Genomic DNA, 25031 nt, shown 5'->3' on the forward strand with positions numbered 1-25031 from the left:
CGGGCGAGGCCACTGGCCGCACCGCAAGGCCCGCGTCGTCGTAGAGTTGTCTCCGAATCGGGCCTATATTTTCCCAGTCACGTCGATTTCCGTCGCTGAGGGTTGTGTCTTCAGTCCAAGGTCGATCGCCATATGCGCCCTGAGGCGTCCACGGAGGCCCTGCCATGCAGGTGCTTAGGCACGCGCCCTCCGGATGGCCCTGTCTCGTGCTCAACGCAGACTTCCGGCCGCTCTCCTACTATCCCCTGTCGCTCTGGCCGTGGCAGGAAGTGATCAAGGCGGTCTTCCTCGACCGCGTGGACGTGGTCTCCACCTACGACCAGGAAGTCCACTCCCCCTCGTTCTCGATGAAGCTGCCCAGCGTGGTCTCGCTCAAGAGCTACGTGGCCCAGGACCGGCCGCCGGCCTTCACCCGCTTCAACCTCTTCCTGCGCGACGCCTTCACCTGTCAGTACTGCACGGCGGACTCCGAACTGACCTTCGATCACGTGATCCCGCGCTCGCGCGGCGGCCGCACGACGTGGGAGAACATCGTCACGGCCTGCGCCCGCTGCAACTTGACGAAGGGCGGGCGCACTCCGCACGAGGCGCACATGCACCCGCGGATGAAGCCCCGCCGGCCCAGCGCGCACGAGCTGCAGGAGCGGGGCCGCAGATTCCCGCCGCACCACCTGCACGAAAGCTGGCTCGACTACCTCTACTGGGACATCGAGCTGGAGGCGTAGCGGCCGGACCGCACCGCGATCCGGCCATATCCGCGTCAGGCCGTGACCGAGGCCTGGGCCTTCTGCTCGCCGTCGCCGCGGGCCGCCTGGAACGCGTCGAGGGCGGCGGTGAGTTCGGCGGTGTTCAGCAGGCTGTCGCCGTCCGTATCGAGGCTGCCGAAGGCGCTGGCCAGATCGGAGTCCGCCTCGTCGATCCCCAACTCGGACGTGATCTCGGCCAGGCTGAGCGAGCCGTCCTCGTCGGCGTCGACGTCGCCGATCAACTTCGAGGCTGCGTCGGCGCTGGAGGGCGGGGGCGGCGGGCCGCGGCGTTCGGGCCGGTTGGCCTCGAGGCCGGCCGAGAGCTCCTCTGCGCTCAGCTTGCCGTCGCCGTCGGTGTCGAGGTCGGAGACCGCGGACGCCAGTTCGTCCGAGGCCGAGGCGCCGAGGGTGGTCTGGATTTCTTCCAGGCTGAGCGCGCCGTCGTCGTCGCTGTCGGCGCCTTCGATCAGCTTCGAAGCGAGATCGTCGGAGCGGGAAGAATCCTGGGCGGAGAGGAGGCTGCCCAGGGTGTCAGATGCGAACTGCTTCGCGGCGTCGGCCGGTGGTGGTCCGGGCGGTGGGCCGCCGGCGCCCTTGGCCTTGCCCGGCTTTTCTTGCCGATCGGTCTCGGCGCTGGGCTGAAGGAGTGAAGCCAGGACGCGTTGCGCCGAGCTCTCCCCGTAAGTTGCGGAAGTTGTTGATATTTGCACTTTCGTCGCCTTTGCGATGAGTCGATGAAACATCCCTCGCGCACCTTGCCGAGGCGCGGGGGCGACTGGAGAAATGCAAGACGAGGGGTAGTTTTATGAAAGCCGATTTGTTTCAATTTACAATTACGTGTTGAAACATATGCGCAATCAAGCCTGGAAATCCGCACCGCGACGCGTCGATTTCAGGAGAATTTGAAATACAGAGGCCTCGACGACAGATCTCACTGTCAGTCGATGTCGGCATTTATTTCCCTCTACAGGGCTGAATCTGGATCCCAGAGCCTACTCTTCGTTCTCTCGGGTCTCCGGGTGGATGAATTCCGCCAAGGGACAGGTCGGTTCCGGTCAGGCGATGATCGCCCGGGTGGCGGACTCCAGCACCGCCTTCGCCTGCTCGACGGTCAGGTGCTGTTCGCGCCGCAGCCGCGCCCAGGCCTCGAAGCTGAGCAGAAGGTCCAGCGCCTCCAGCTTCATCGGGTCGCCGGCGACCGGCGGCGGCAGTTCGCGCTCGAGGATCGCGCGCAGCTGGGTCACGAGGCGCGCGTAGTCGGAGCCCAGGAACTTCGAGCGATGGCGGAAGGCCTCGGCCGCGCGGCGGAACGGCGCGATGGTCTCGAAGGCCCGCGCGCGCCGCCCGATCAGCTCGATCACCCGCGCAGGGCCGGCCTGGGCCTGCAGCGGCTGGTCGATGATGGCGCGGATCTCGGCCTCGATGACCACGGACATCTCGCGGTAGAGGCTGTCCATGTCCTGGAAGTGGCGGAAGACCGTCCTCAGGCCCACGTCGGCGCGCGCCGCCACCCGTTCGGCGCTGGGGGCGATCTCGTCGGCGCGCACCATCTCGATCATCGCCGCGACGATCCGCGCCCGATTGTCCATCCCCCGCCGGCGTCGACCGTCGGCGACCTCGGGATCGGGCAGGGGTTCGGCCACGGTCTTCATGCTCCCATTTCGCCCGCGCCGCCGGGCGCCGTCCAGGGGGGTGCGTTGACTTGATCCATTAGTGGCACGCATAATGTCACTATTATCCAAGGAGACGGTCGATGGAAGTGTTGCGAACTCCGGACGCGCGGTTCGAGGGCCTGGCCGACTGGCCCTATGCCCCGCGCTATCTCGACGTGCGCGACGCGGACGGCTCGACGCTGCGGATCCACTACGTCGACGAAGGGCCACGCGACGGGGCGCCCGTCCTGTTGATGCACGGCGAGCCGTCGTGGGCCTACCTCTACCGTCACGTCATCGCGGGGCTTGTCGCCAAGGGGCGACGGGTGATCGCACCGGACCTGATCGGCTTTGGCCGCTCCGACAAGCCGGCGAAACGGACGGACTACACCTATGAGCGCCACGTGGCCTGGATGAGCCAGTGGCTCACCGGTCTCGATCTGAAGGATCTGACGCTCTTCTGCCAGGACTGGGGCGGGCTGATCGGCCTGCGGTTGGTCGCCGCGTTCCCCGAGCGCTTCGCCGGCCTGGTCATCGCCAACACCGGCCTGCCCACGGGCGGAGGCATGACCGACGGTTTCAAGGCCTGGCTGGAGTTCAGCCAGAACATCCCGCAGATGCCGATCGGCATGCTGCTCAACGGTGGCAGCGGGCGGAACCTGTCGGTCGAGGAGGTCGCCGCCTATGACGCCCCGTTCCCCGACGAGAGCTACAAGGAAGGCGCCCGCCAGTTCCCGACGCTGGTTCCGGTGACGCCCGAACATCCGTCAGTGGCCGAGAACCTGGCCGCCTGGAAGGTGCTGGAGCAGTTCGAGAAGCCCGTGGTCACGGCCTTCAGCGACGGTGACGCGATCACCCGCGGCGGCGACCTCCCGATCCAGGCGCGCATCCCGGGGGCCAAGGGGCAGCCGCACGTCACCCTATCCGGCGGACACTTCCTGCAGGAGGACAGTCCAGCCGAGATCGTCGAGGTCATCGACCAGCTCATCAGGAGGAACCGGGGATGAAAGTCGAGAACGCGGTCTTCCCGCAGCCCGAACAGGCCATGTCCTTTTTCGGCGGCACCGAAGATGGGCCATTCGTCATGGTCAATCTGCTGAAGTTCAAGGCCAAGGCGGAGTACCCCGACGGGTCGGACGCCGACCTCAGCGGCGCCGAGGCCTACGCCCGCTACGGCGCGGAGGTGAGCAAGCTGGTGGAAGGCCTCGGCGGAAAGATCCGGTACTCGGGCGCCGTGACGGGCCTGCTGCTGGGCGAGGTGGAGGACCTCTGGGACATGGTGGCGCTCGCCGAGTATCCGTCACTGGCCGCCTTCCGGGCCATGGCGCTCTCGCCGGAGATGCAGGCCATCGAGCATCACCGCAAGGCCGGGCTGGCGGGCCAGCTCAACATCCGGACGAAGCCGGGCGTGGGATTCTAGCCGAGCGGGAGGGGCGGGACTCGTCCATCCGCGCCAAACCATCGTAGATGAAGCTGGGCCGCTGGCCCGTCACATCATCCACCTTGGGGGGACGTCTCGGATGCGCCTGCTGCATCTCGCTGTGGTTCTGACTTTGCTGACGCCGGCCATCGGGCACGCGCAGGACACGCCTCAAAAGATGCTGGACCTCGCTCGTCAGATCCGCGCACAGGCGGCGCAGATGAAGGACAGCCTGCCGCCCGAAGACGTGGCCGACCTGATACGGCAGGCCGAGGAAATTGAGCAAGGCGTGAAGGACGGCGGCTATTCGGCGCCGGTGGCGCCTGAGCCCGTCAGCCTGGCCAAGCGGATCGCCGAGGCGCACGGCGGCCGCCTGGACTGGCTGGCGCGCGAGACGGCCTGTGTCGGCTACTCGTGGGAGAACCATCGGACCTTCGTGTCCAACTATGGCGATCCGCGGCGCGATGCGCTCTGCCGCACCGCGTATGGCCACTATGCGGAATACTTCCGCATCGCCCGCGACGGCGGCGGCACGGTGCGTTCCGACCCCCCGCTGGCCGCCTATGACAAGGCCGCGCAGGCGGCGGTCGACTACTACGAGCGCAAGTAGGCGCTCACCGCCGCCCCGGGCGCAGCGCGAGCGCCAGGAAGGCCAGGGCCAGTATCGCGGTGACCGGGCTGGCGAAGTGCTCCGGCGGATGATGTCCGTTCGGCGGCGGCAGCAGCACCCAGCCCTGCAGGCTCATCAGGCCGCGCTCCACAACCACCAGCGCCAGGAACAGCGGCGTCAGCGGCCGGTAGCGCAACGCCACCGCCATCATGCCCAGGCCGAACGCGAGCTGGGTCGCGCCCTCGCACGCGAACAGGGCGCGCACCAGCGCCGCCCGACCGCCGACGTCGAGATGGGCGATCACGCCCGCCCCGCCGTCGGGCAGGAAGCTGTGGATCGCCCCCGGGACCAGCGTCAGCACCGCGCACAGGCCCAGGAACACGACGGACACGTCGGCGCCGCGGTACTCGTGGTTGGTCGACGGCGGCAGGAAGGCCACCGTCAGTTGTCCCAGAGGATGTACTCTTCGCCCGGCTTCTGCGGCTGGCCGCTGGGGTGGTCGATGAACACCGGGCCCTGCAGCAGCGACGGCCACATGGGCCTCACGCTCTCCGCGTCCTGGGAGCGGATCATGGCCAGCAGGCGCTGGACCTGGGCGGGCTCGGCCTTGGAGAGTTCGCGCTTCTCCGTCGGGTCGGCGGCCAGGTTATACAGCCAGACCTTCTTCTGCGCCTCGCTGGACTGCAGCTTCCAGTCGCCGTCGCGGACCACCTTGTATTGGCCGGAGCGCCAGAACATCACCTGGTGAGGACGACCGGGATCCTTGCCCTGGACGAAGGGCATCAGGTCGACGCCATCGATCTTGCGGTCGGCGGGCATGGCCGCGCCGGCGGCGTGCGCGGCGGTGGCGAAGATGTCCACGTGGCCGACGGGGTAGGGATAGCTGGATCCCGCCGGGATCGCCGCAGGCCAGCGCATGAAGAACGGCGCCTTGATCCCGCCTTCGAAGAAGGTCGATTTGAAGCCGCGGTAGGGCCTGTTCACGTCCGGCAGGCCGACGTACCCGGCGCCGCCGTTGTCGCTGGAGAAGATCACCAGGGTGTTCTGGTCCAGGCCCTCGTCCTTCAGCGCCTGAAGGATGCGGCCGACGTTGGCGTCCAGGTTCCGCGCCATGGCGCCGTAGACCCGCAGGCGGTGGTCCTTGATCTGCGGCAGGGCGTCGTAGTCCGCCTTCTTGGCCTGCAGCGGCGTGTGGATCGCGTTCGGCGCGAAGTAGATGAAGAACGGCCGGTTCCTGTTCGCCTTGATCGACCGGATCGCCTCGTCGGCGAGATAGTCGGTCATGTAGCCCTTGGGGGCGAACATGGGCGATCCGTTGAACTGCACCGCATAGGGCAGGTTGGGCCACAGGAAGCGGTCGATCGGATCCCAGGGCTGCTTGGCGTTGACCACGCCCTTGTCCTTCTCCGGCAGGTACATCGAGCCGCCCGAAATGAACCCCAGGCTCTCGTCGAAGCCCTGGTCCTCGGGCCGCGAACCCGCCTTGCCGCCCAGGTGCCACTTGCCGAGGTGGAGCGTGTGGTAGCCGCGCGTCTTCAGGACCTCGGCGATGGTCACCTCGCCGGTCGGTACGCTCAGCATGTTGACCGCCGAGGACGAGGCCGCGGTGCTGCCGGGCGGCATGTCGGCCAGCCGCTCCTTGAAGAATTTCGGCTTCACGATCGACCCCGGCTCGGCCTCCGTGCCGACCATGCGTTCGAAGGCGACCGGGGCGGGCGTGAACTCGAAGCCGAAGCGGGTGGGATAGCGGCCGGTCATGAGCGCCGCGCGCGACGGTGCGCAGGTGGCGTTGCCGGCATAGCCCGCGGCGAACGACACGCCGTCGCGGCCGATGGAGTCGATGTTGGGGGTCGGTACGGCGCCGTTCGCCACCCCGCCCCCGTTGAAGCTGATGTCGTTGTAGCCGAGGTCGTCGGCCAGGATGAAGACCACGTTGGGCGGCCGGGGGCCTTCCGGCGCGGCGCTCGGCCCCTGCGCCCAGGTCACCGGCCGGTTCGGCTCGACATGCGGCAACCGCGAGCGGGCGATCATCGAGAGGATCGTGGCGCGGTTCGCGTAGGCCGCGCCCACCGCGACGGCCAGCACGACGACGATGGCGGCCAGCCATTTCCAGAGCTTCATCGCATCCCTCCCGATCGTTGGCCGGGAGTATATAGTGACATTACCCGTGCCGATAGATGCGGCGAGAGTCAGGCGACAGGCAGGATCACCCTGGCGCGCAGGCCCCGCCCGATGGGGATCAGCTCCACGTCGCCGCCGTGGGCGCGGGCGGTGGAGCGAGCGATGGGCAGGCCCAGGCCGATTCCGCCGGCGTCCAGGTTCCGCGAGGCGTCGGCGCGGTAGAATGGTTGGAAGACCCGCTCCAGGTCGTCGGTCGAAAGCCCCTCGCCGGCGTCGTCGATCTCGACCACGGCGTGGCCGTCCTCCCGGCTGACCCGGATGCGCGCCTGGCCGCCGTACTTCACGGCGTTGTCGACCAGGTTCACGAACAGGCGCTGGAGCGCCACGGCGTCGCCCTCGACTGTGACAGGCACGGAGTCGAAGATCTCCACGTCGCCGCCGACCATGGCCGCGTCGTCGACCACGCACTCCACCAGCGACAGCAGGTCCAGCTTCTCCCGATTGCGCGGGGTGCTTTCGTTGCGGATGAAGGTAAGCACGCCCTGGATCATCTGTTCCATCTGGGCGACGTCGGAGAGCACGCTCTGCTTCAGGCTTCCCGGGGCGGCCTCCATCTTGAAGCGGATCCGGGCCAGCGGCGTTCGCAGGTCATGGCTGATCGCGCCGACCATGGCGGTGCGGTCGTCGATGTAGCGCTTCAGCCGGCCCTGCATGTCGTTGAACGCCTCGGCCGCGGCGCCGATCTCGGCGGGACCGCTCAGCGTCATTTGCGCCGCGTGGGGATCGCGGCCCAGGCGTTCGGCGGCTTCGGAGAAGCGCTTCAGGGGCGCGGTGATCCGGCGGGCGAACAGGAAGCCGGCAGGCGCCACCACCGCGAAGCTGGCCAGCAGCAGCAGGAAGGTGCGCTTCTGCCAGTCGGTGGGGAATGGCTCGGGGCTGGAACGGACGACCACCCACTGGCCGTCGTCGCGGCGCACCGCGGCGGCGAAATCGCCCAGCACCATCTCGCGCGGCCCGCCGCGGAAGCGGAATTCGGGCGGCGTCCCCGGCGGCCCGGGGGGAAGGGGCCCTGGCGGCTTGCCGTCACGTGGGCGGCGATGCTCGTAGATGAGCCGCCGGGCGCCCGCGCGATGGAACATTCGATCGAACAGCGAAGGCGGGATGGGAAAGAACCGTACGTCCTCGCGCGGGCGGCCCAGGGTGACGGCGAGGGCCTCCACGTGCCCGTCGGACCGGCGTAGTTCGCGTTCGCCCGCGGGCTCGGTCGGCGGTTCCGCAGCGACGGTTCGCAGCATCGGCCGTCCGAAGCGCGCGGTCAGCGGCCCGCCCTGCAGGGCTCCCGCAATCTCGGTCAGCCGATAGAGCGGCGGCTGCGGCGGGGGCAGCAGCGTGACCGCGGCGAACACGATCAGGTGGGTCGCGAACAGGCAGGCGACGATCAGGACGACGAGCTGCAGTCCGATCGAGGCGCGAAGCCGCGCCGCCGGCTTCATGGCCGGGTGACCGCCACGTCGAACATGTAGCCGGCGCCCCGCACGGTCTTGATGATCTCGGTGTCGCTGCAGGCATGCAGCTTGCGGCGCAGACGGCTGATCTGCACGTCCACGGCGCGATCGAAGACGTCGGCGTCGTTGCCGCGCGCGATGTCCAGGAGCTGGTCGCGCGACAGGATGCGCTGCGGATGGTCCAGGAACGCGGACAGCAGCGAGAACTCGCCCGAGGTCAGCAGGATCGTCGCGCCGTTGGGGGCGCGGAGCTGGCGGCGCAGCGCGTCCACCACGAAGCCCTGGAACTGGTAGGCCTTGCCCTTGCGAGGCGCGCCGCCGCGCGCCTCCTCAAGCCGGCGGAAGACGGCCCGGACCCGGGCCAGCAGCTCCCGCGGGCTGCAGGGTTTGGGCAGGTAGTCGTCGGCGCCCAACTCCAGGCCCAGCACCCGGTCGATCTCCTCGCCCATGGCGCTGACCATGATGATCGCCGGGCCGCCGTCGGCCGAGAGGCGGCGGCAGATCGACAGCCCGTCCTCGCCCGGCAGCATCAGGTCCAGGACCACGAGGTCGATCGGGGCCTGGGCCAGCATGCGGTCCATGGCGCGCGCGTCCGCGGCGGCGTGCACCTGATAGCCGTGGTCGGCCAGGTAGGCTGTCACCTGCTCGCGCAGCTGGGTGTCGTCCTCCACCACGAGGATGTGGCGCGCGGGCAGCACCGAAGGTTGGGCCATCATGACGGCTCCTCTGGCCTCGAACTGTGGCGCCGTCATCGCGACTTCGCCACAATCCGCGGCGGCGGCCGATCAGCGCGGCGGTTCATGGCCGGGCATCGGACCGTCCGGACCGTCCGGGCCGCCGCGCCGCATCATCATCATCCGCGGTCCCCCGCCGTGGCCGCCGTGCATCATGGGGCCGCCCGGACCCTCGTGCGGCCCCCTCAGGCGCTGGAGGGCGTCGAACACCTTCTGCTGCTCCGGCGACAGCGCGCCATAGAACTTGGCCAGGGCGTCGCGCATGCGCTGATGCTGGGCGGTCATCTGCGCCTCGTGCTTCGACATTTCCTCCAGGCGTTGCGGCGTCGTCAGTGTACCGGGTTCGCGGGGGCCCTTCATCTCGTGGAACTGCGGCTTGTGGGCCTCGACGAAGGCCGCGAGCGCCGGCTCCTGGTCGGGCCGCAGGCGCAGGATGGTCTTCAGATCCTCGAGGTGCTGCTTCTGCATAGCCTCGTGGCGGGTCTTCATCTCGGCGCTGGGCTGGCCGTGCGGGTCCGGCCGCGGACCGGCGGGTTGTGCGTGGGCGAGCGTGGCGAGCGCCAGGGCCGCGGGGGCCAGCACCAGGATCAGGCGGTGTGTCATCGGGTGTTCTTCCTCTTCCCTGAGGTAGAGCACTTTCGCATGGGCGTCGCCGTCGCTGATGGCGTGGGGGGCGACGCCTCTGAAATGTTCGAGAAACGCTGGGCCTGACCCGGCTGTGGGCGGTCCCTACCTGAAGACGTGGATGCCGCCGGCGCCGCCGCCCGGCGCCTCGGCGAGGCCGCGGATCTCCAACTGGGCGCGCCGCGCCCCGCAGGCGCAGCGGAGGCGGTGCTCCAGGTCCTGGAGCGTCTGGCGGCTGAGCCCCTGGGCCAGCCAGGGGCGCGGATCCACCGTCGCCTCGCGTCCGCAGGCGCATCGCGCCCACAGGCTGGAGCGCGCCGCCGTGGCCCAGCCCAGCCGCGCCTCGCCCACGGCCCACTCCCGAACCAGGTGCCTGCTGCTTCCGTCCGCCATGATGCGACTCCTTGTTGTGAACAAAAGCAGAACTTTGCGGACGTGACGACTCCATTCCGGCTGTTTTTTTGAGTCGCCTCAACCCGCCGGAGTTGTGTCGTCCACAGCTCCGGCCCAGCGCTCGGCGAAACCGTAGAGCGGCATGAACGCTTCCAGGAACTCGCGGCCCTGCGCGGTGAGGCCATAGCCCTGTCCGGGGGTGTGGTCGACGAGGGCCGCTGCGCGCAGTTCACCCAGGCGGGCCTGCAGGACGGTGGGCGAGACTTCGTCGCAGGCCGCGCGCAACGCCCGCGCGGTCAGTGGCTCGCCGCGCAGCTCCCACACCACGCGCAGGGTCCAGCGCCGCCCGATCAGGTCGAGCAGCGCCATGATGGGCCGGCCCGTGCGCGAGCCGCGGACGCGCCGGTCAGCCACGGGGATTGACGCGTGTTACGGAAAGTGTAGCGTGCATGTTATCGAAATCGTAGCAAGGAGCCGACCCCATGCCAAGGATCGCGCCGCTGGAGCCGCCCTATGCCGCGGACGTCCAATCCAGCTTCGACGCCATCATGCAGGGCGCCCCGCCCCTGATGCTGTTCCGCACCCTCGCGACGTCGGAGCGGGCCTGGCGGAAATTCCGCGCCGGCGGGTTGCTCGACGCGGGCCCGCTCAGTCTGCGTGAGCGCGAGCTGGTCATCGACCGGACCTGCGCCTTGGCCGGCAACGAGTATGAATGGGGCGTCCACGTCGCCATCTTCGCCGCCCCAGCGAAGCTGACGCCGGAGGAAGTCGCCGCCACCGCGGCGGAGGGATCGGCCGCCCCGCTATGGAGCGATGCGGAACGGACCCTGCTGCAGGCGGCCGAGACGCTGCACCAGCGCGCCGCCCTCAGCGACGCCGAATTTTCGGCGCTGCGTAAGCACTACGACGAGGCCCAGGTGCTGGAGATGCTGCTGCTCTGCGGCTTCTACCGCATGGTCTCGTACGTGGTGGGCGGTCTGGATCTGCCGCTGGAAGCGGGCGCGGCCCGGTTCGCCGCCTAGAGCTTCTCGCTGATCTTGATGGCGGCGCGGCAGCCGGCGCTGATCACCGCCGAGAGCAGGCCATAGCCCGGCGCCTCGCGTGCGCCGCCGGCGATCGCCGAGTCACGATGGGCCAGTTCCTCGTCGCGGAACTTGCTGAGCTCGGCCGCCAGCTCAGGATTGCGCGCGCTCAGCTCGGCGATCTGGTCGGCATAGTGGCCCTCGATCACCGTCTCGACGGCCTCGGTGCAGGCATGCGCCGCCTTCTCTCCCATGAGCGCGGTGCCGGCGCCCAAGGCGAAGCCGGCCAGCCGCCAGACGGGCGCCAGCGCGGTCGGCCGAACGCGGCGCTCGGTCAGCAGCTTGTCGAACCGCGCCAGGTGGACGGCCTCCTGGGCCTCCATCTCGGCGAAGTGACCGGCCAGCCGGGACTGCCCGGGCGACGCCCCCATCACAGCGCGCTGGCCGCGATAGATCTGCACGGCGGCCAGTTCGCCGGCGTGGTCGACCCGCAGGATCTCGGCGAGGCGGGCGGCCTGAGCGCCGCGGCCGGGCCGGGGCGGGATGGGCTTTTCGGTCATCGCTTGGTCCGCTCGCGCAGGGCGGCCAGGACGCTCATTCCCGCGAGGCCCAGGGAGAGCAGCGCGTTCCAGCCGGCCATCGACAGGCCCGCGAACACCCAGGGGGCCTCGTCGCAGGCGGGCGGCTTCACCTTGGCCCCCTCGAGGAAGGCGGAGAGGTCGGCCGCGTTCACGGCTCCGCCGCCCGAGGCGCAGGCCTGCGGCCCGGGCCAGAACTTCCACTCGGCGCCGGCGTGATAGACGGCGAGGCCGCAGCTCACCAGGAAAGCCGCCGCCAGCACCCAGCAGGTGGCTTCGCGCCAGCGGGGTCCGCCCGGCATGCGCACCAGCATCATGAACGCCAGTCCGGTCCCCAGAACCGCCCAGTAGACCTCGCGCTGGCGCAGGCAGAGCGTACAGGGGGCGTAGCCGCCAAAGGTCTCGAAGGCGTGCGCGGTCGCCAGCATCGCGGCGGCGACCAGCACCGCGCAGAGCCGCCAGCGGTCGAGAAAGGGTTTCAACATCGGCCGGGATATGACCCCAAAGCGGCGCCTATAAAAAGACCTTCAGCGCGACGATACCGCCGATCAGCAGGACCAGCAGCAGGATCGAATAGAGGTTCAGGCGCCGTTCGAACTCCTTCAGCATGACCGGGCCCGCATATTTCAGGATCGCCGCGACCGCGAAGAAGCGGAAGCCCCGGGTCAGGATCGAGGCCCAGACGAAGGTGAAAAGGTCGAATCGCGCCAGGCCGGCGGTGATGGTCACCAGCTTGTAGGGGATCGGCGTGGCGCCCTTGATCAGGATCACCCACAGGCCCCACTGGTCGAACCACTTCTGGAACTCGGCCTGGCCCTCGGGGTGGCCGAAGATCCGCAGGATCGTCTGGCCCACCGGTTCCAGCCACACGCCGATCGCATAGCCCAACAGGCCGCCCAGCACCGAGGCGACCGTGCAGATGCCGGCATAGAGGAAAGCCTTGTCGCGGCGCGCCAGCACCATGGGGGCGAGCATCACGTCGGGCGGGATCGGGAAGAACGAGCTTTCGGCGAACGAGATCGCGGCCAGGGACGCGGGCGCGTGACGCGAGCCGGCGAGCCGCATCACCCATTCGTACATCTTTCGGAACATTCGCGATCCCGGCGGCGATTTGGACGTTCCAGCTAGCAGGGGTCGCGCGTCGTGTCTTGGCGCTTCCGCAAACTGGTTTCAGATGATACTAATTGCCGCCGACAGGAGGCCCAGCCCATGAACGTCCAGACCCCCGCCCAGAACCGCGACCTCTTCGAGAATCCCCTCGGCACCGACGGCTTCGAATTCGTCGAGTTCACGTCGCCGGAGCCGGAACGGCTCAAGGACCTGTTCGAGAAAATGGGCTTCACGGCGGTGAGCAAGCACCGCTCGAAGAACGTGCTGCGCTTCCGCCAGGGCGACATCAACTTCATCCTGAACATGGAGCCTCAGGGCCAGGCGGCGGAGTTCCGCCAGGCCCATGGTCCGTCGGCGAACGCCATGGCCTTCCGGGTCCGCGACGCCGCCAAGGCCTTCAAGCTGGCGGTCGAGCGCGGCGCCACGCCGGTGCAGGGGCCAGTCGGTCCGATGGAGCTGAACATCCCGGCCATCCAAGGGATCGGAGGCTCGAACCTCTACCTGGTCGACCGCTACGGCGCGCAGGAGATCTACGACGTCGACTTCCTGCCCATCGAGGGCGCGGCCGAGCAGGTGGACAAGAACGCCGTCGGCCTGACCTATCTCGACCACCTGACCCACAACGTCCATCGCGGCCAGATGAACCATTGGGCGGAGTTCTACGAGCGCATCTTCAACTTCCGCGAAATCCGCTACTTCGACATCGAGGGCAAGCAGACGGCACTGATCTCCAAGGCCATGACCAGCCCGGACGGCAAGATCCGCATCCCGCTGAACGAAAGCCAGGACGAGCACTCGCAGATCGAGGAATTCCTGAAGGATTACAAGGGCGAGGGCATCCAGCACATCGCGCTGGGGACCGGCGACATCTATGAGTCCGTCGAAACGATGCGCGATCGCGGCGTCCGCTTCCAGGACACCATCGACACCTATTTCGAGGGCATCGACGCCCGCGTCCCAGGCCACGGGGAGAACGTCCAGCGCCTGCACGCCGACAAGATCCTGATCGACGGCGCGCCGACCGAGGGCCAGGGCCTGCTGCTGCAGATCTTCACCGAGAACATGATCGGCCCGATCTTCTTCGAGCTGATCCAGCGCAAGGGCAACGAGGGATTCGGCGAAGGCAACTTCAAGGCCTTGTTCGAGTCCATCGAGCTTGATCAGATCAAGCGGGGCGTGCTGCCCGCGAAGGACTGATCCATGGCCGACCAGATCCGCCCGAAGTGGGCCCTCGTGGCGCACGGCGGCGCGGGCGCCATCTCGCGCGGCCAGCTCAGCCCGGAGCAGGAGGTGGCCTACCGCGACGCGATGGCCGTCGCGGCCGACGCCGGCGCGGCTGTGCTGCGCGCCGGCGGCTCGGCGATGGACGCCGTGGAGGCTGCGATCCACCTCCTGGAGGACGACCCGCTGTTCAACGCGGGCCGGGGCGCCGCCTTCACGGCCGAGGGCCGCAACGAACTGGACGCCTCGATCATGGACGGGGCCACGCTCGGCGCCGGGGCCGTGGCGGGCGTGACCACCACGCGCCATCCGATCTCGGCAGCGCGCGCGGTGATCGAGGGCTCGACGCATGTGATGCTGGGCGGCGAGGGCGCCGACGCCTTCGCCCGCAGCCAGGGCCTGGAGCAGGTGGATCCCAGCTACTTCTTCACCGAACGCCGGTGGCTGGCCCTCGAGAAGGGTTTGGCAAGACTGGGCCTGCCGATCCCCGCGCGGCCGACCGGCGCGCCGCAGGACCTGTCCGGCAAAGCGGCCCTGGTCCACGAGGAGGGCAAGTACGGCACCGTGGGCGTCGTCGCCCTCGACGCACACGGCGATGTCGCGGCCGGCACCTCGACCGGCGGCAGCTCGGCCAAGCGCTGGGGCCGGGTCGGCGACAGTCCCATCATCGGCGCCGGGACCTATGCCTCGAACAAGGGCTGCGCGGTGTCCTGCACCGGGGCCGGCGAGTACTTCATCCGGCTGGGCGTCGCGCACGAGATCTGCGCCCTGGTCCGGCACAAGGGCCTGTCGCTGCAGGCGGCGGCGGACCAGGTCATCCAGGGCGAACTGACGGCGCTGGGCGGCGACGGCGGCGTCATCTGCGTGGCCCCCGACGGCCAGATGGCCTGGAGCTTCAACACCCCGGGCATGTACCGCGCCCGCATCGCCGACGGCGAACCGCTGGTCGTCGGCGTCTACAAGGACGAGACTTGAAATGGCCAAGGGTGACTGGATTCCGATCCGCGGGGCGCAGGGAGTCCATTCCCGCCAGGCCCACGCCGACCTTCCGGAGGGCGCCTACGAGCGCGAGATGTCGAAGGAGGGCTTCTTCGGTCCCGCAGCCTTCCTCTACCACCCGCGCCCGCCCACCGGCTGGACCTCGTTCGAGGGGCCGCTTCGCCCGCGGGCCTTCGATCTCGCCCGGCTGAACGCCGCCGAGCCTTCGCCCTGGGCCGCCGGCGTGGTGCTGCACAATGCGGCCACCGAGGTGCGCTTCTGGAAGCTGGCGCAGGCCATGCCCGCCCTGGCGCGCAACGCGGACGGCGACCAGCTGCTCTTCGTCCACCAGGGCGAGGGAGATCTCTTCAGCGACTTCGGCCGGATCGCCTACCGCGCCGGCGACTACCTCTACCTGCCGCGCGGGGCCATGTGGCGGCTGACGCCCCGCCAGGCGACGGCGATCCTGATGATCCAGGCCACCAACACCCACTACAAGCTGCCCGACCGTGGTCTGATGGGGCCGCACGCCCTGTTCGACCCCGCCATTCTGGACACGCCGGTGATGGACGAGGCCTTCCGCGCCCACCAGGCCGAGCCGGGAGATGTGCGGGTCGAGGTCAAGAAGCGCGGCGCCGTCTCGACGGTGACCTATCCCTACAATCCGCTGGACGCCATCGGCTGGCACGGCGAGCTCGCGCCGGTGCGGCTGAACGTGGCCGACATCCGTCCGGTGGTCAGCCACCGCTACCACCTGCCGCCGTCGGTCCACTCAACCTTCGTCTCGGACCGGTTCGTGGTCTGCACGTTCGCGCCCAGGCCTTTCGAGACCGATCCGGGCGCGCTGAAGATTCCATTCTTCCACAACAACGACGACTACGACGAGGTGCTGTTCTACCACGCGGGCGATTTCTTCAGCCGCGACCACATCGAAGCGGGCATGATGACCTTTCACCCGTCGGGCTTCACCCACGGCCCGCATCCGAAGGCGCTGAAGAACATGCTCACCCAGCCCAAGCCGGCCACCGACGAGTACGCCGTGATGATCGACACCCGCGACCCCCTGGACGTGGGCGAGGCCGCCGCCTCGGTCGAGAACCCGGCCTACGTCGACAGCTGGAAGGGCGCGTGAGCCTCCAGGACGACCTGACCGCGGCGGCCGAGGACGAGCTCGACCGGGCCATGACCCTGGGCTGGCCGCAGCTCTCGAAGCACACGCCCTGGGGCGACACCTTCGAAGGCTTTACGCCGGAGGGACGCGAAGTCTGTTTCGACCGCGCCTACATGTGGGAAGGTGACACCGGCGGCGACATCCGGGTGGAGGTCACCGTCTACGAAGCGCGCTCCTATGAAGACGGGGTGCGACTGACAAGAATCATCGCGAAGGACGGGAGTGACGGATGAAGCTGGCTTCGTTGAAGGGGGGCCGGGACGGTCGCCTGGTGGTCGTCTCGAACGACCTCGCCTGGTACTCGCCGGCCGATCGCATCGCCCTCACCCTGCAGGCGGCGCTGGACGACTGGGATCGCTGCGAGCCCGAACTTCGCGGCCTGGCCGAGAGCCTCGAGCACGGCTCGGTGCCCCAGGCCCGGTTCCACGAGCACGATGCGATGAGCCCGCTGCCGCGCGCCTACCAGTGGGCCGATGGCTCCGCCTATGTGAACCACGTCGCCCTGGTCCGACAGGCGCGCGCCGCCGACATGCCCGAGAGCTTCTGGACCGACCCCTTGATCTACCAGGGCGGCTCGGACGGCTTCCTGGGGCCCCGCGACCCGATCCCGCTGAAGGACGAGGCGTGGGGCTGCGACATGGAAGGCGAGATCGCCGTGGTCACCGGCGACGTGCCGCTGGGCGCCAGCCGCGAGGAGGCGCTGAAGGCGATCCGCCTGGTCATGCTGTGCAACGACGTCAGCCTGCGCAACCTGATCCCGGCCGAACTGGCCAAGAACTTCGGCTTCTTCCAGTCCAAGCCCGCCTCGGCGTTCTCGCCGGTCGCGGTGACGCCCGACGCCCTGCCGAATTTCAAGGACGGCAAGCTGCACGGCAAGCTGGAGGTCGAGCTGAACGGCAAGCCGCTGGGCGAGGCCGACGCCGGCGTGGACATGACCTTCGACTTCGGGACCCTGATCGCGCACGCGGCGAAGACCCGTGCGCTGTCGGCGGGAACCATCATCGGCTCCGGCACGGTCTCGAACCGCGGGCCGGACGGCGGGCCCGGCAAGCCCATCGATCAGGGCGGCGTCGGCTATTCCTGCCTGGCCGAGGTGAGGACGGTGGAGACGATCCTGGACGGCAAGCCGTCGACCCCGTTCCTGAAGGCGGGGGATACGGTCCGCATCCAGATGGTCGATGAGAAGCGCCATTCGATCTTCGGCGCCATCGAGCAGGAGGTCGCCGCCGGATGAGCGCCGACGCGGGCGAGGCCGGCCTGAGGCTCGACAGTTATCTGCCCTACCGCCTCTCGGTGGCGTCCAACGCCGTCTCCGGCCTGATCGCCCGCGCCTACGAGGACCGCTTCGGCCTGACGGTGCCGCAGTGGCGGCTGCTGTGCGTCCTGGCCGAAGACGGCAAGTTGAGTCAGGTGCAGATCGTCGCCCGCACGGTGATGGACAAGGTGACGGTCAGCCGGGCGGCGCAGGGGCTGACGAAGCGCCGGCTGGTCGGCCGCTCGCAGAACAAGGCCGACGGGCGGTCCCACGTGCTGGCGCTGACGCCCGAGGGTCGTGGCCTGCACGCCGAGATCGCGCCGCTGGCGCTGGCCTACGAGGCCGCGCTGATCGCCGGACTGGCGCCGGACGAGGTGACGCTGCTGAAGCGCCTGCTGGGACGGCTGCAGTCCGCCGCCGGCCAGCTGGCCGGGGAAGCCCTCCCTTCGCCCAGCCTGCGTTAGCGCGCGGCGTTCAGGCGGCGGCCGCGGCTTCGGCCTTGGCCAGCGCGAATTCGACGCCGGCGGTAAGGCTTTCGGGCGTGATGGGCTTGGCGATGAGGTGATCGGCGCCGGCCGCCGTCGCCTGGTCCCGGTGCTCGCACATGGCGTTGGCGGTCAGCATGGCGATAGGCGTCGGCGTGGCGCCGAGCTCGCGTTCGCGCCGGCGGATTTCGCGCGTCGCCGTCAGGCCGTCCATGACCGGCATCTGCATGTCCATGAGGATCAGGTCGAAGAGGTTCGGCTGGAAGATCTCCACCGCCTCCCGGCCGTTGCTCACGATGGTCAGGTCGACGCCGGATGGCTCGAGGATCAGCTGCACCACGCGCTGGTTGGTGGGGTGGTCTTCCGCCAGCAGGACGCGCAGCTGCCCCATGGAGGCGGCGTCGGCGGACGGCTCGGCGAGTCGCGGGTCGGCCCGCCGCGCATCGTATTCGGCGAGCGGCGTCGTACGGGTCAGGGGGATCTCGACCGTGAAGGTGGAGCCGGTCCCGGGCTCGGACGTTGCGGCGATCTCGCCCTGCATGAGCTCCACCAGCGTCTTGCAGATCGACAGGCCCAGGCCGGTCCCGCCGAACTGACGGGAGATCGAGCCATCAGCCTGGGTGAAGCGGGTGAACAGACGCTTGGCGGCCTCGGGGTCGAAGCCGATCCCCGAGTCGACGACCTTGATCTCGAGCACGCTGGGTTCGTCCAGCCGTTCCGGTTCGCGCGAATTGACCAGGATGCGCACCTCTCCGGAGGCGGTGAACTTGATGGCGTTCGAGGCGAGGTTCGAGACGATCTGGCGAATCCGGATCGCATCGCCGGAGAAGACGCCCCGCGCGGTGTCGGCGTAGACGACGCGGAAGCCGACGCCCTTTTCGTCGGCGCGGGCGCGCATCAGTTCCGCGGCGGTCTCGATCGTGTCGTGCAGGTCGAAGGGTGCGACCAGCAACTCGAACTGCCCGGCCTCGATCTTGGCCTGGTCGAGGATGTCGGACAGCAGGCGGTCCAGCGTCTGGCCGGAGGACTGGATCAGCGCGACCATCTCGCGTTCCTCGACCGCCAGCGGCCGGCGCGCCAGCGCTCCCGCGGTGCCGATCACCCCGTTCAACGGCGTGCGGATCTCGTGGCTCATGTTGGCGAGGAAGACGCCCTTGGCGTGGTTGGCCCCTTCGGCGACGTCACGAGCGGTCTCGAGCTGCTGCTCCAGCGCCTTGCGCGCGGTCAGGTCCATCATGGTGCCGACGATCCGCCCGGGCTTGCCGTCCGCCGTGCGCTCGACCAGCCGTCCGCGGGCGAGCACCCACTTGTACTGCCCGTCCTTGCAGCGCATCCGATGCTCGGAGGTGGTGTGCGGGGTCTCTCCCCGGAAATGGGCGGCATAGTCCGCCTGCAGGGCGGCCACGTCGTCGGGGTGGATTGACGAGCGCCAGTCCTCGGTCAGTTCTGATGGCGCTTCGCCAGGCGCATAGCCCAGGATCGCCAGCCAGGTGGCGCTCACGTGATTGGCGCGGCCCTCCAGGGAGATGTCGAACAGCCCGTCGCCCGAGGCTTCGATGGCCACCGCGAGCTTGCTTTCGACATCGGACAGGGCGAGCTGGCGATCGGCCAGGGTCCGTAGCAGCGTCTGGTGGTCCAGGGCGAACCCGCGCGCGGATATCAGCCCCGCCATGATGAGCGTGCTGATCACCGCGGACTGCAACTGCAGGCCCGAGGCCAGGAAGGGGCCGATCAGCGCCGCGGCGATGCCGGGGCCCAGCACGGCCAGCAGGAGCCGACGGTTGGCGCCGAAGTAGATGAAGTTGCTCATGAACGAGCCGGCGAGCCAGGTGGTGGCGATGGCGACGCCGATCGCCGAACCGCTGGCCAGGCCCAGAAGCGCGATCACCTGGTACAGGCACGACCCGACGAAATTCACCGCCGCATAGGTCTGTTCGGCGCGCGCCGCCGATTGCTTCAGGACGACGCGGTCGAAGACCACGCGCACGCCCAGTTCCCAGACGAAGATCAGCGTGATCCAGACCGCGGGAAAGATCCATGGCTGGATCAGGAGCGAGATGACCGCATAGAGGCTCGCGTAGACCAGCCGGTCGCGGGTGCTCATCAGGGCCAGCTCGACGCTGGTCGCGACGCTGAAGGCCGCGGCCGGCGGCGGCCTCGGGGCGCCTTGCTCGGCCGTCGCGGTCCCGGCCTTCATCCCGAGGGGCCGGTTGCTGCAGGGACGTGGGGCATCGCTGGCTCTCTTTCGAACGAGCGAAGCCTGACGGTCATGGACTAACAGCCGGTTGGCGCCGGCGGCTCGCGTTGATTTGTCGCATGAATCGTCGGGAATCGTTGACGGCGCGGGCCGTCGCGGCTCATGGCGAGCGCAGATCCGGCCCGCCGGTCACGGCGCCCTCCAGGCTGTCGCTCGAATCCGGGATGAGGCCCTCAGGCCGCCATGGCGTCGTTGCGGACGCTCCAGCGGTGCGACCCTTCCCCGAACGGCAGGTGGAAGCCGTAGGCGGCGCGCTTGCGCTCGTCGCGCCAGAACGCCTCGAACGACACGATGACCTGCTGCTGCAGCTCCTCGGGGATGTGGTGGACGTTGTGACCCAGGTTCCGGGCCACTTGCTCGATCACAATCGATCGGTGCGCTTCGCCGCCGAGCGAAAGGAGGGCCTCACGGACGCGCTTGCACAGGGTTTCCTTGACCCGCACCGGCTTTTTGCCGTTCGGAGCGTCGTGGGCGGTTTCGTGCTGGTTCTGCATGACGAGGCGAGCCTGCGCTCCTCTCGTTTATCGATGAGTTAAAGCGCACGGAAAAAGACCAGTTAACGCAACCGACGCGCGAAAACCTCTGGCTAACCTCCGCCCAGCGCCACCGCCGAATGGTAGACCACCAAGGAGGCGAGGTAGGCGAGGGTGGTCATGTAGGCGAACATGACGCCCGTCCAGGCCCAGGAGTTGGTCTCGCGCTTCACCACCCCCAGGGTCGCCGCGCACTGGGGCGCGAAGACGTACCAGGCCAGGAACGAAAGCCCGGTGGCCAGGCTCCAGTGCTGGGCCAGGCGGGCGCCCAGGGCGCCGACGTTGGCCTCGGCGTCGCCCACGGCATAGACCGTGCCCAGGGCGGCCACCGCTACTTCGCGTGCGGCGAAACCCGGGATCAGGGCCACCACCATCTGCCAGTTGAAGCCGATGGGGGCGAAGATCGGCTGGATCGCCTGGCCGATCATGCCGGCGAAGCTGTAGTCGATGGCGGGTTCGGTGGCGCCGGGGGGCGGGCCGGGGAAGGTGGACAGCACCCACACCGCCACCATGAGCGGCAGGATGATGCGGCCGGCGCGGTTCAGGAAGATCTGGGCCCGGAGCAGCAGGTTGCGGAAGACGTTCTCGAAGCTGGGCAGCTTGTAGGTGGGCAGCTCCATCAGGAACGGTTCGACCGCGCCGCGCCAGAACACCTTGCGGATCACGAACGACACGGCCAGCGCGCTGATGATCCCGGCGGCGTAGAGCCCGAACATCACCAGGCCCTGCAGGTTGAGGCCCGGACCCACGATCCGGTTCGGGATGAAGGCCGAGATGATCAGGGTGTAGACCGGGATCCGCGCCGAGCAGGTCATCAGCGGCGCCACCAGAATGGTGGTCATGCGGTCGCGCTTCTGGTCGATCACCCGGGCGGCCATGATCCCCGGGATGGCGCAGGCGAACGACGACAGGAGCGGGATGAAGGCCCGGCCGTGTAGGCCGGCGCCGCCCATGATCTTGTCCATCAGGAACGCGGCCCGGGCCATGTAGCCGAAGTCTTCCAGGAGGATGATGAAGAAGAACAGGATCAGGATCTGCGGCAGGAAGACCAGCACCGAACCCACGCCGGCGATCACCCCGTCGGCGATGAAGTCCTTGATCAGTCCGTTCGGCAGGACCTGGCCGACCATGGCGCCCAGCCAGGCGAAGCCGGCGTCGATGCCGTCCATCAGGGGCGCGGCCCAGGCGAAGACGGCCTGGAACATCACGAACAGCAAGGTGAGCAGGATCGCAAGGCCCGCCACCGGGTGCAGCAGCACCGCGTCGACCTTGCCGGTGAAGGTGTCGGGGTGCTCGGGAGGCCGGACGTAGGCCTTCAGGATGCGCTGGGCCTCCCGGTGGGCGCCGCGGATCTCGGCGGCCGAGGGCTCGTGCCAGACGTTGGCGGTCGAGAGCGCGCCCGAGGCGATCAACTCGTCCACCTTGGCGGTGAGTTCCTGGATGCCGCGCTTGCGGGTGGCGACGGTGGTGACGATCGGGCAGCCCAGCTCGCGCTGCAGGCCCTCCAAGTCGATCCGCAGGCCCTGGCGCTGGGCGATGTCGTACATGTTGAGCGCCAGCACCATCGGCCGGCCGACAGCCTTCAACTCCAGGATCAGGCGCAGCACGAGGCGCAGGTTCGTGGCGTCGGCGACGGCCACGACCACGTCCGGCTCGACCTCGCCGGCCAGGCGGCCCAGCACGGCGTCGCGGGTCACCGCTTCGTCCGGACTGCGCGCGCGCAGGGAATAGGTGCCGGGCAGGTCCAGGATCGAGAGGCTGCGTCCGCCCGGTGTGGTCAGGAAGCCTTCCTTCCGCTCGACGGTGACGCCGGCGTAGTTGGCCACCTTCTGGCGAGCGCCCGTGAGCGCGTTGAAGAGGGCGGTCTTGCCCGTGTTGGGATTGCCGACCAGGGCGACGCGCGCCGGCCGAATCGCGGCCTCGCTCATTTCGCGTCCAACCGCACCCAGACGTCCTCCGCGTCGCGGCGGCGCAGCGCCACACGCATATCGTCGAGCCGCACGGCGATGGGGTCGGCGCCGAACAGGCCCTGGTGGATGATCTCGAAGGCGGCGCCCTCGACGAACCCGAATTCCAGCAGCCGGCGCTCCAGCTCGTGCACGTCCACGCCATGCCCGGTCGCGTGGTCGGCGCGTACGTCGACGATGACGCCGCGGTCCCCTGGCCGGACGTGGCTGAGGCGCGTCAGCCCGGCTTCGACAGCCACCGCCTGGTCCGCGAGCAACTCGTGCATGAACTAAGGGTCCCGACGTTCGCAGATATTGCGAACGATTATCAGGTACGACCTCGGCCGTCGCGGCGCAAGGTCCGCATTCGCCGCAGGCCGGTTGTTGCCCCGGGGCCCCGAGCCCTTATGGCCGGCAGCTGATGCGGGCATGGGGAAGCGCGAAAACGACCGCTTGAGGCGTTGGCGAGGCAGGTGACGGCCGCTATAAGGCCGCTCGGGCCCCTGTGGTGGAATTGGTAGACGCGCCGCACTCAAAATGCGGTACCGCGAGGTGTGTCGGTTCGAGTCCGACCGGGGGCACCAGGCCGTAGCCTTCGCGCGCAAGCGCTGCGGTGAGCGCGCTGACCAGTTCGCCCATCAGCTTCCACGTCTCCGGATCGACGGGTCGCTCACGAATGAACCTCGGACAGCCCGCGAGCTCCAGCGCCGCGGCGAGGCTGCCGAAGCGATGATAGAAGAGCGCGACGGAGGGCTTCTTCAGCGCCCGCAGGGCGGCGAAAGTGACCTCGCCATGGGCCGCGTGACCGATAGCTGATCGCGATGGCCTCGGCCCGGTTGATGGGCGAGTGGCCTGGCGCGGAGCACCTTGCTCAAGGCGCGAAGCCGCCCGCCATCCAGGCCTCGTAGGTTGCGAGCTGCGCGTCGGACCAGGGGTTCCCGGGCGGCATCCGGCCGGCCCGCAACTGCTGGAAGACGCGACGGGCGTTGGCGTGGTCGGGACGGCGCAGGTCGCCGGCCGGGTCGGTCATCCAGGCCGGGTCGCCCAGGCGCACGCCCATGGGATCCATGCAGGCAATGTCCTCAGGACGAAACAGCGGCGCGATGTCGGCCGCGAAGCTCGGGGTCGGGGTTTCGGACGGCATGTCGAAGGCTCCTGCGCGTGATCGGAGTTTCAGGCCTGGACCGGATCGCGGCCCGCGGCCTGCTCCGCGGCGATGTAGGCGGCGTACCAGCGAGGCCAGTCGGGATCGGTCGCTCCGGTGCGCGCTTCGTCGAGGTGGTGGGCCGCGGCGGCGCGTTGCAGCGCGGTCGCCAGGTCGTCGGCGCTCGCGAAGCTGATCGCGTTCGGCGTTTGGGATGGCGCGGGCGCCACGGCTTCCAGCTTCCAGTCCGCCGGCGTCTCGTCGTGGGCCGCGAGTTCGAAATGCACTGGGTGGAAGACAATGTGCCCGGCGATCAACGCGAACGGCGCGGGCGGGTCTTCGAACGACCAGGCGGCGTTCTCGACGACCGTCGCGTCCCGATAGATCGTGAAATGGGTGGAAACGCCCTTCGTCGGGGACAGGGCGTTGAGGCCGGTCCGCGCCAGGATCGTCATCTCCACGTCCTTGCGAGGGAAGTAGAGCGTCGGCTGTTCCCCGGCTTCCCGCACCAGCAGGGCCTGGTCGCTGTCGGCGACGTCGTGTCCCCCGAACAGCACGCGGATCCGACGGGGATCCAGGGTGATCTCAGGTCGTCCGGATGTCATTTTGTCCTCCTTCGGCCGCAACGGTGGGCGATCGACCGCGGTGATGATCCGGGAAGGGCCGGACGAGGGGTACTACGCCTGGGTCTAGGGTTGCGTAGCCCAAGGGCGGGGGCCGTTGCGGGGTCGCCAGACGCCTCATCTCCATCCGAACGGCCTGGCTGCGGCGGGCAAGGTGAGGGTCACGGTCGTGCCGAGGCCGGGCTGGCTCCGGGCCGTCACGCCGCCGCCGACTTCGTGCGTGAAACGCCGCACCATCGCGAGCCCCAGGCCGCTGCCCCGGCCGCTGTCCTTGGTGGTGAAGAACGCCTCGAACGCCCGGGACAGCGTCTTCGCGTCCATGCCTGCGCCGGTGTCCGTGACGCTGATGACCACGTCACCATGCTGCCCGGCCTCGCTCGAGGCCATCGCGTCGATGGTCAGGACGCCGCCTGCCGGCATGGCGTCGCGCGCATTGAGGACAAGGTTGAGGAGGGCGTTCTCGAACTGGCGTCGGCTGCACGAGACCCGGGGGCAGAACGGTGACACCCGCAGGTCGAACCGGATCGACCCCGCCGTGATCCAGCGCAGCAGCCGCTCAAGGCCGGCGAGGCAAAGGGCGACATCCAGGTCCTCCACCTCGCAATCGCCCGCGCGCCCGAACCCCGCGATCAATCCGATCAGGGCGGTGGCGCGTTCCAGCGACTGAACGGCGCTGGCCACGACGGGCTCCAGGCCCTCGGCCGCCCGGACCCCCGGGTGCCGGTTGAGGATGCTCATCGCGCTGGACAGGACCTGGATCATGTTTCCGAGGTCGTGGACGATGCCGGCGGTCATCAGGCCCAGGGCCTCGAGCCGGAGGGTGTCACGTCCCGCACGGAAGGGGTCCGTGGGGATCTCGACGTCCTCCGTTCTGAACTCGGCGTGCATGAGGCGGACTCCTGA

Annotated in this window: 30 protein-coding genes and 1 tRNA gene; 12 read left to right on the forward strand and 19 right to left on the reverse strand. The window is 69.0% G+C overall.

The features are described from left to right. Nucleotides 1-164 precede the first annotated feature (164 nt). Nucleotides 165-725 carry an HNH endonuclease gene (locus EPO51_RS09895; RefSeq protein ID WP_293349418.1) on the forward strand — a complete coding sequence of 187 codons (561 nt, stop codon included), beginning with the start codon at nt 165-167 and terminating at the stop codon, nt 723-725. Nucleotides 726-760: 35 nt separating this feature from the next. Here EPO51_RS09895 and EPO51_RS09900 read toward each other — a convergent pair whose 3' ends face one another. Both EPO51_RS09900 and EPO51_RS09905 read right to left on the reverse strand, forming a co-directional pair. Beyond that, nucleotides 761-1456 carry an EF-hand domain-containing protein gene (locus tag EPO51_RS09900; protein WP_293349421.1) on the reverse strand — a complete coding sequence of 232 codons (696 nt, stop codon included), beginning with the start codon at nt 1454-1456 and terminating at the stop codon, nt 761-763. 345 nt (nt 1457-1801) lie between these two features. Beyond that, nucleotides 1802-2398 (reverse strand): TetR/AcrR family transcriptional regulator, encoded by a 597-nt coding sequence (locus EPO51_RS09905; RefSeq protein WP_293349424.1) that lies wholly within the window; start codon nt 2396-2398, stop codon nt 1802-1804. Between the two features lie 101 nt (nt 2399-2499). On the opposite strand from EPO51_RS09905, the gene EPO51_RS09910 reads away from it, so the two are divergent. From EPO51_RS09910 to EPO51_RS09920, 3 genes are all read left to right on the forward strand, one after another. Beyond that, nucleotides 2500-3405, forward strand: a complete 906-nt coding sequence (locus tag EPO51_RS09910) for a haloalkane dehalogenase (protein ID WP_293349427.1) — start codon at nt 2500-2502, stop codon at nt 3403-3405. Continuing rightward, nucleotides 3402-3818, forward strand: coding sequence for a DUF1330 domain-containing protein (locus tag EPO51_RS09915; RefSeq protein ID WP_293349430.1), 417 nt, complete (start codon nt 3402-3404; stop codon nt 3816-3818). The genes EPO51_RS09910 and EPO51_RS09915 overlap by 4 nt, the downstream gene beginning before the upstream one ends. 178 nt (nt 3819-3996) lie before the next feature. Then, nucleotides 3997-4428: a hypothetical protein gene (locus tag EPO51_RS09920; RefSeq protein ID WP_293349433.1), complete on the forward strand. Its 432-nt coding sequence runs from the start codon at nt 3997-3999 to the stop codon at nt 4426-4428. Nucleotides 4429-4432: 4 nt separating this feature from the next. Here EPO51_RS09920 and EPO51_RS09925 read toward each other — a convergent pair whose 3' ends face one another. The 7 genes from EPO51_RS09925 to EPO51_RS09955 all read right to left on the reverse strand — a co-directional run bounded on the left by EPO51_RS09925 (nt 4433) and on the right by EPO51_RS09955 (nt 10219). Beyond that, complete coding sequence (locus EPO51_RS09925; protein WP_293349436.1) at nt 4433-4867, reverse strand: hypothetical protein; 435 nt, start codon at nt 4865-4867, stop codon at nt 4433-4435. A 2-nt stretch (nt 4868-4869) separates the two neighbouring features. Further along, a complete protein-coding gene (locus tag EPO51_RS09930) occupies nt 4870-6549 on the reverse strand; it encodes a sulfatase-like hydrolase/transferase (protein ID WP_293349439.1) in 1680 nt (559 codons plus the stop codon). A gap of 68 nt (nt 6550-6617) precedes the next feature. Further along, the gene (locus EPO51_RS09935; RefSeq protein WP_293349442.1) at nt 6618-8042 is read right to left on the reverse strand and encodes a sensor histidine kinase; all 1425 of its coding nucleotides are present in this window, start codon (nt 8040-8042) and stop codon (nt 6618-6620) included. Beyond that, a complete protein-coding gene (locus EPO51_RS09940; protein ID WP_293349445.1) occupies nt 8039-8770 on the reverse strand; it encodes a response regulator in 732 nt (243 codons plus the stop codon). The genes EPO51_RS09935 and EPO51_RS09940 overlap by 4 nt, the downstream gene beginning before the upstream one ends. A 69-nt stretch (nt 8771-8839) precedes the next feature. Next, entirely contained in the window at nt 8840-9391 is a 552-nt protein-coding gene (locus tag EPO51_RS09945; protein ID WP_293349448.1) for a Spy/CpxP family protein refolding chaperone, read from the reverse strand. Nucleotides 9392-9517: 126 nt separating this feature from the next. After that, nucleotides 9518-9805 carry a hypothetical protein gene (locus EPO51_RS09950; RefSeq protein ID WP_293349451.1) on the reverse strand — a complete coding sequence of 96 codons (288 nt, stop codon included), beginning with the start codon at nt 9803-9805 and terminating at the stop codon, nt 9518-9520. A 78-nt stretch (nt 9806-9883) separates the two neighbouring features. Continuing rightward, the gene (locus EPO51_RS09955; protein ID WP_293349454.1) at nt 9884-10219 is read right to left on the reverse strand and encodes a winged helix-turn-helix transcriptional regulator; all 336 of its coding nucleotides are present in this window, start codon (nt 10217-10219) and stop codon (nt 9884-9886) included. Between the two features lie 68 nt (nt 10220-10287). Here EPO51_RS09955 and EPO51_RS09960 point away from each other — a divergent pair, with 68 nt between their 5' ends. After that, nucleotides 10288-10827, forward strand: a complete 540-nt coding sequence (locus EPO51_RS09960; protein WP_293349457.1) for a carboxymuconolactone decarboxylase family protein — start codon at nt 10288-10290, stop codon at nt 10825-10827. Here the strand turns inward: EPO51_RS09960 and EPO51_RS09965 are convergent. Genes EPO51_RS09965 through EPO51_RS09975 form a run of 3 tightly spaced genes read right to left on the reverse strand, consistent with a single transcriptional unit; the run spans nt 10824 to nt 12497 of the window. After that, nucleotides 10824-11387 (reverse strand): demethoxyubiquinone hydroxylase family protein, encoded by a 564-nt coding sequence (locus EPO51_RS09965; protein WP_293349460.1) that lies wholly within the window; start codon nt 11385-11387, stop codon nt 10824-10826. The two genes, EPO51_RS09960 and EPO51_RS09965, sit on opposite strands and share 4 nt — an antisense overlap. Then, a complete protein-coding gene (locus EPO51_RS09970) occupies nt 11384-11890 on the reverse strand; it encodes a disulfide bond formation protein B (RefSeq protein WP_293349462.1) in 507 nt (168 codons plus the stop codon). The genes EPO51_RS09965 and EPO51_RS09970 overlap by 4 nt, the downstream gene beginning before the upstream one ends. Nucleotides 11891-11918: 28 nt before the next feature. Next, the gene (locus tag EPO51_RS09975) at nt 11919-12497 is read right to left on the reverse strand and encodes a YqaA family protein (RefSeq protein WP_293349465.1); all 579 of its coding nucleotides are present in this window, start codon (nt 12495-12497) and stop codon (nt 11919-11921) included. A 117-nt stretch (nt 12498-12614) separates the two neighbouring features. On the opposite strand from EPO51_RS09975, the gene hppD reads away from it, so the two are divergent. Genes hppD through EPO51_RS10005 form a run of 6 tightly spaced genes read left to right on the forward strand, consistent with a single transcriptional unit; the run spans nt 12615 to nt 17604 of the window. Further along, nucleotides 12615-13712, forward strand: a complete 1098-nt coding sequence (gene hppD, locus EPO51_RS09980; RefSeq protein ID WP_293349468.1) for a 4-hydroxyphenylpyruvate dioxygenase — start codon at nt 12615-12617, stop codon at nt 13710-13712. Nucleotides 13713-13715: 3 nt separating this feature from the next. After that, complete coding sequence (locus EPO51_RS09985; protein WP_293349471.1) at nt 13716-14711, forward strand: isoaspartyl peptidase/L-asparaginase family protein; 996 nt, start codon at nt 13716-13718, stop codon at nt 14709-14711. Between the two features lies 1 nt (nt 14712). Beyond that, the gene (locus EPO51_RS09990) at nt 14713-15846 is read left to right on the forward strand and encodes a homogentisate 1,2-dioxygenase (protein ID WP_293349474.1); all 1134 of its coding nucleotides are present in this window, start codon (nt 14713-14715) and stop codon (nt 15844-15846) included. Next, nucleotides 15843-16118 carry a hypothetical protein gene (locus EPO51_RS09995; RefSeq protein ID WP_293349477.1) on the forward strand — a complete coding sequence of 92 codons (276 nt, stop codon included), beginning with the start codon at nt 15843-15845 and terminating at the stop codon, nt 16116-16118. The genes EPO51_RS09990 and EPO51_RS09995 overlap by 4 nt, the downstream gene beginning before the upstream one ends. Beyond that, entirely contained in the window at nt 16115-17119 is a 1005-nt protein-coding gene (locus tag EPO51_RS10000; protein WP_293349480.1) for a fumarylacetoacetate hydrolase family protein, read from the forward strand. Before EPO51_RS09995 ends, EPO51_RS10000 begins: the two co-directional genes overlap by 4 nt. After that, nucleotides 17116-17604: a MarR family winged helix-turn-helix transcriptional regulator gene (locus tag EPO51_RS10005; RefSeq protein WP_293349483.1), complete on the forward strand. Its 489-nt coding sequence runs from the start codon at nt 17116-17118 to the stop codon at nt 17602-17604. The genes EPO51_RS10000 and EPO51_RS10005 overlap by 4 nt, the downstream gene beginning before the upstream one ends. 10 nt (nt 17605-17614) lie before the next feature. On the opposite strand, the gene EPO51_RS10010 is transcribed toward EPO51_RS10005, so the two are convergent. From EPO51_RS10010 to EPO51_RS10025, 4 genes are all read right to left on the reverse strand, one after another. Then, nucleotides 17615-19822, reverse strand: coding sequence for a hybrid sensor histidine kinase/response regulator (locus EPO51_RS10010; RefSeq protein WP_293349486.1), 2208 nt, complete (start codon nt 19820-19822; stop codon nt 17615-17617). A gap of 233 nt (nt 19823-20055) precedes the next feature. Continuing rightward, on the reverse strand, nt 20056-20376 hold the full coding sequence (locus EPO51_RS10015) for a hypothetical protein (RefSeq protein WP_293349489.1): 321 nt from the start codon (nt 20374-20376) through the stop codon (nt 20056-20058). A gap of 92 nt (nt 20377-20468) precedes the next feature. Beyond that, complete coding sequence (gene feoB, locus EPO51_RS10020) at nt 20469-22343, reverse strand: ferrous iron transporter B (protein WP_293349492.1); 1875 nt, start codon at nt 22341-22343, stop codon at nt 20469-20471. Next, nucleotides 22340-22648, reverse strand: a complete 309-nt coding sequence (locus EPO51_RS10025; RefSeq protein ID WP_293349495.1) for a FeoA family protein — start codon at nt 22646-22648, stop codon at nt 22340-22342. Before EPO51_RS10025 ends, feoB begins: the two co-directional genes overlap by 4 nt. A 212-nt stretch (nt 22649-22860) precedes the next feature. Between EPO51_RS10025 and EPO51_RS10030 the strand changes: the two genes are divergently transcribed. Beyond that, nucleotides 22861-22945 (forward strand) — tRNA-Leu (locus EPO51_RS10030). 287 nt (nt 22946-23232) lie between these two features. Here EPO51_RS10030 and EPO51_RS10035 read toward each other — a convergent pair. From EPO51_RS10035 to EPO51_RS10045, 3 genes are all read right to left on the reverse strand, one after another. Then, the gene (locus EPO51_RS10035; protein ID WP_293349498.1) at nt 23233-23505 is read right to left on the reverse strand and encodes a hypothetical protein; all 273 of its coding nucleotides are present in this window, start codon (nt 23503-23505) and stop codon (nt 23233-23235) included. 29 nt (nt 23506-23534) lie between these two features. Further along, nucleotides 23535-24110, reverse strand: coding sequence for a DUF427 domain-containing protein (locus EPO51_RS10040; RefSeq protein ID WP_293349501.1), 576 nt, complete (start codon nt 24108-24110; stop codon nt 23535-23537). A gap of 135 nt (nt 24111-24245) precedes the next feature. Continuing rightward, nucleotides 24246-25016, reverse strand: coding sequence for a sensor histidine kinase (locus EPO51_RS10045; RefSeq protein ID WP_293349504.1), 771 nt, complete (start codon nt 25014-25016; stop codon nt 24246-24248). Nucleotides 25017-25031: the final 15 nt, after the last annotated feature.

Origin of the sequence: Phenylobacterium sp. (genome assembly GCF_004297125.1) — a bacterium.
Classification (GTDB): domain Bacteria; phylum Pseudomonadota; class Alphaproteobacteria; order Caulobacterales; family Caulobacteraceae; genus Phenylobacterium.

Excerpts from the sequence above, each read along its gene's own strand:
- EPO51_RS10025 (WP_293349495.1), bottom strand. The coding sequence starts at position 22,648 with ATGCACGAGTTGCTCGCGGACCAGGCGGTGGCTGTCGAAGCCGGGCTG.
- EPO51_RS09905 (WP_293349424.1), bottom strand. The coding sequence starts at position 2,398 with ATGAAGACCGTGGCCGAACCCCTGCCCGATCCCGAGGTCGCCGACGGT.
- EPO51_RS09895 (WP_293349418.1), top strand. The coding sequence starts at position 165 with ATGCAGGTGCTTAGGCACGCGCCCTCCGGATGGCCCTGTCTCGTGCTC.
- feoB (WP_293349492.1), bottom strand. The coding sequence starts at position 22,343 with ATGAGCGAGGCCGCGATTCGGCCGGCGCGCGTCGCCCTGGTCGGCAAT.
- EPO51_RS09965 (WP_293349460.1), bottom strand. The coding sequence starts at position 11,387 with ATGACCGAAAAGCCCATCCCGCCCCGGCCCGGCCGCGGCGCTCAGGCC.
- EPO51_RS09950 (WP_293349451.1), bottom strand. The coding sequence starts at position 9,805 with ATGGCGGACGGAAGCAGCAGGCACCTGGTTCGGGAGTGGGCCGTGGGC.
- EPO51_RS09935 (WP_293349442.1), bottom strand. The coding sequence starts at position 8,042 with ATGAAGCCGGCGGCGCGGCTTCGCGCCTCGATCGGACTGCAGCTCGTC.
- EPO51_RS09930 (WP_293349439.1), bottom strand. The coding sequence starts at position 6,549 with ATGAAGCTCTGGAAATGGCTGGCCGCCATCGTCGTCGTGCTGGCCGTC.
- EPO51_RS09915 (WP_293349430.1), top strand. The coding sequence starts at position 3,402 with ATGAAAGTCGAGAACGCGGTCTTCCCGCAGCCCGAACAGGCCATGTCC.
- EPO51_RS10015 (WP_293349489.1), bottom strand. The coding sequence starts at position 20,376 with ATGCAGAACCAGCACGAAACCGCCCACGACGCTCCGAACGGCAAAAAG.
- EPO51_RS10005 (WP_293349483.1), top strand. The coding sequence starts at position 17,116 with ATGAGCGCCGACGCGGGCGAGGCCGGCCTGAGGCTCGACAGTTATCTG.
- EPO51_RS10045 (WP_293349504.1), bottom strand. The coding sequence starts at position 25,016 with ATGCACGCCGAGTTCAGAACGGAGGACGTCGAGATCCCCACGGACCCC.
- EPO51_RS09975 (WP_293349465.1), bottom strand. The coding sequence starts at position 12,497 with ATGTTCCGAAAGATGTACGAATGGGTGATGCGGCTCGCCGGCTCGCGT.
- hppD (WP_293349468.1), top strand. The coding sequence starts at position 12,615 with ATGAACGTCCAGACCCCCGCCCAGAACCGCGACCTCTTCGAGAATCCC.
- EPO51_RS10010 (WP_293349486.1), bottom strand. The coding sequence starts at position 19,822 with ATGAAGGCCGGGACCGCGACGGCCGAGCAAGGCGCCCCGAGGCCGCCG.
- EPO51_RS09960 (WP_293349457.1), top strand. The coding sequence starts at position 10,288 with ATGCCAAGGATCGCGCCGCTGGAGCCGCCCTATGCCGCGGACGTCCAA.
- EPO51_RS09970 (WP_293349462.1), bottom strand. The coding sequence starts at position 11,890 with ATGTTGAAACCCTTTCTCGACCGCTGGCGGCTCTGCGCGGTGCTGGTC.
- EPO51_RS09910 (WP_293349427.1), top strand. The coding sequence starts at position 2,500 with ATGGAAGTGTTGCGAACTCCGGACGCGCGGTTCGAGGGCCTGGCCGAC.
- EPO51_RS09985 (WP_293349471.1), top strand. The coding sequence starts at position 13,716 with ATGGCCGACCAGATCCGCCCGAAGTGGGCCCTCGTGGCGCACGGCGGC.
- EPO51_RS09990 (WP_293349474.1), top strand. The coding sequence starts at position 14,713 with ATGGCCAAGGGTGACTGGATTCCGATCCGCGGGGCGCAGGGAGTCCAT.
- EPO51_RS09940 (WP_293349445.1), bottom strand. The coding sequence starts at position 8,770 with ATGATGGCCCAACCTTCGGTGCTGCCCGCGCGCCACATCCTCGTGGTG.
- EPO51_RS10000 (WP_293349480.1), top strand. The coding sequence starts at position 16,115 with ATGAAGCTGGCTTCGTTGAAGGGGGGCCGGGACGGTCGCCTGGTGGTC.
- EPO51_RS10040 (WP_293349501.1), bottom strand. The coding sequence starts at position 24,110 with ATGACATCCGGACGACCTGAGATCACCCTGGATCCCCGTCGGATCCGC.
- EPO51_RS09920 (WP_293349433.1), top strand. The coding sequence starts at position 3,997 with ATGCTGGACCTCGCTCGTCAGATCCGCGCACAGGCGGCGCAGATGAAG.
- EPO51_RS10035 (WP_293349498.1), bottom strand. The coding sequence starts at position 23,505 with ATGCCGTCCGAAACCCCGACCCCGAGCTTCGCGGCCGACATCGCGCCG.
- EPO51_RS09945 (WP_293349448.1), bottom strand. The coding sequence starts at position 9,391 with ATGACACACCGCCTGATCCTGGTGCTGGCCCCCGCGGCCCTGGCGCTC.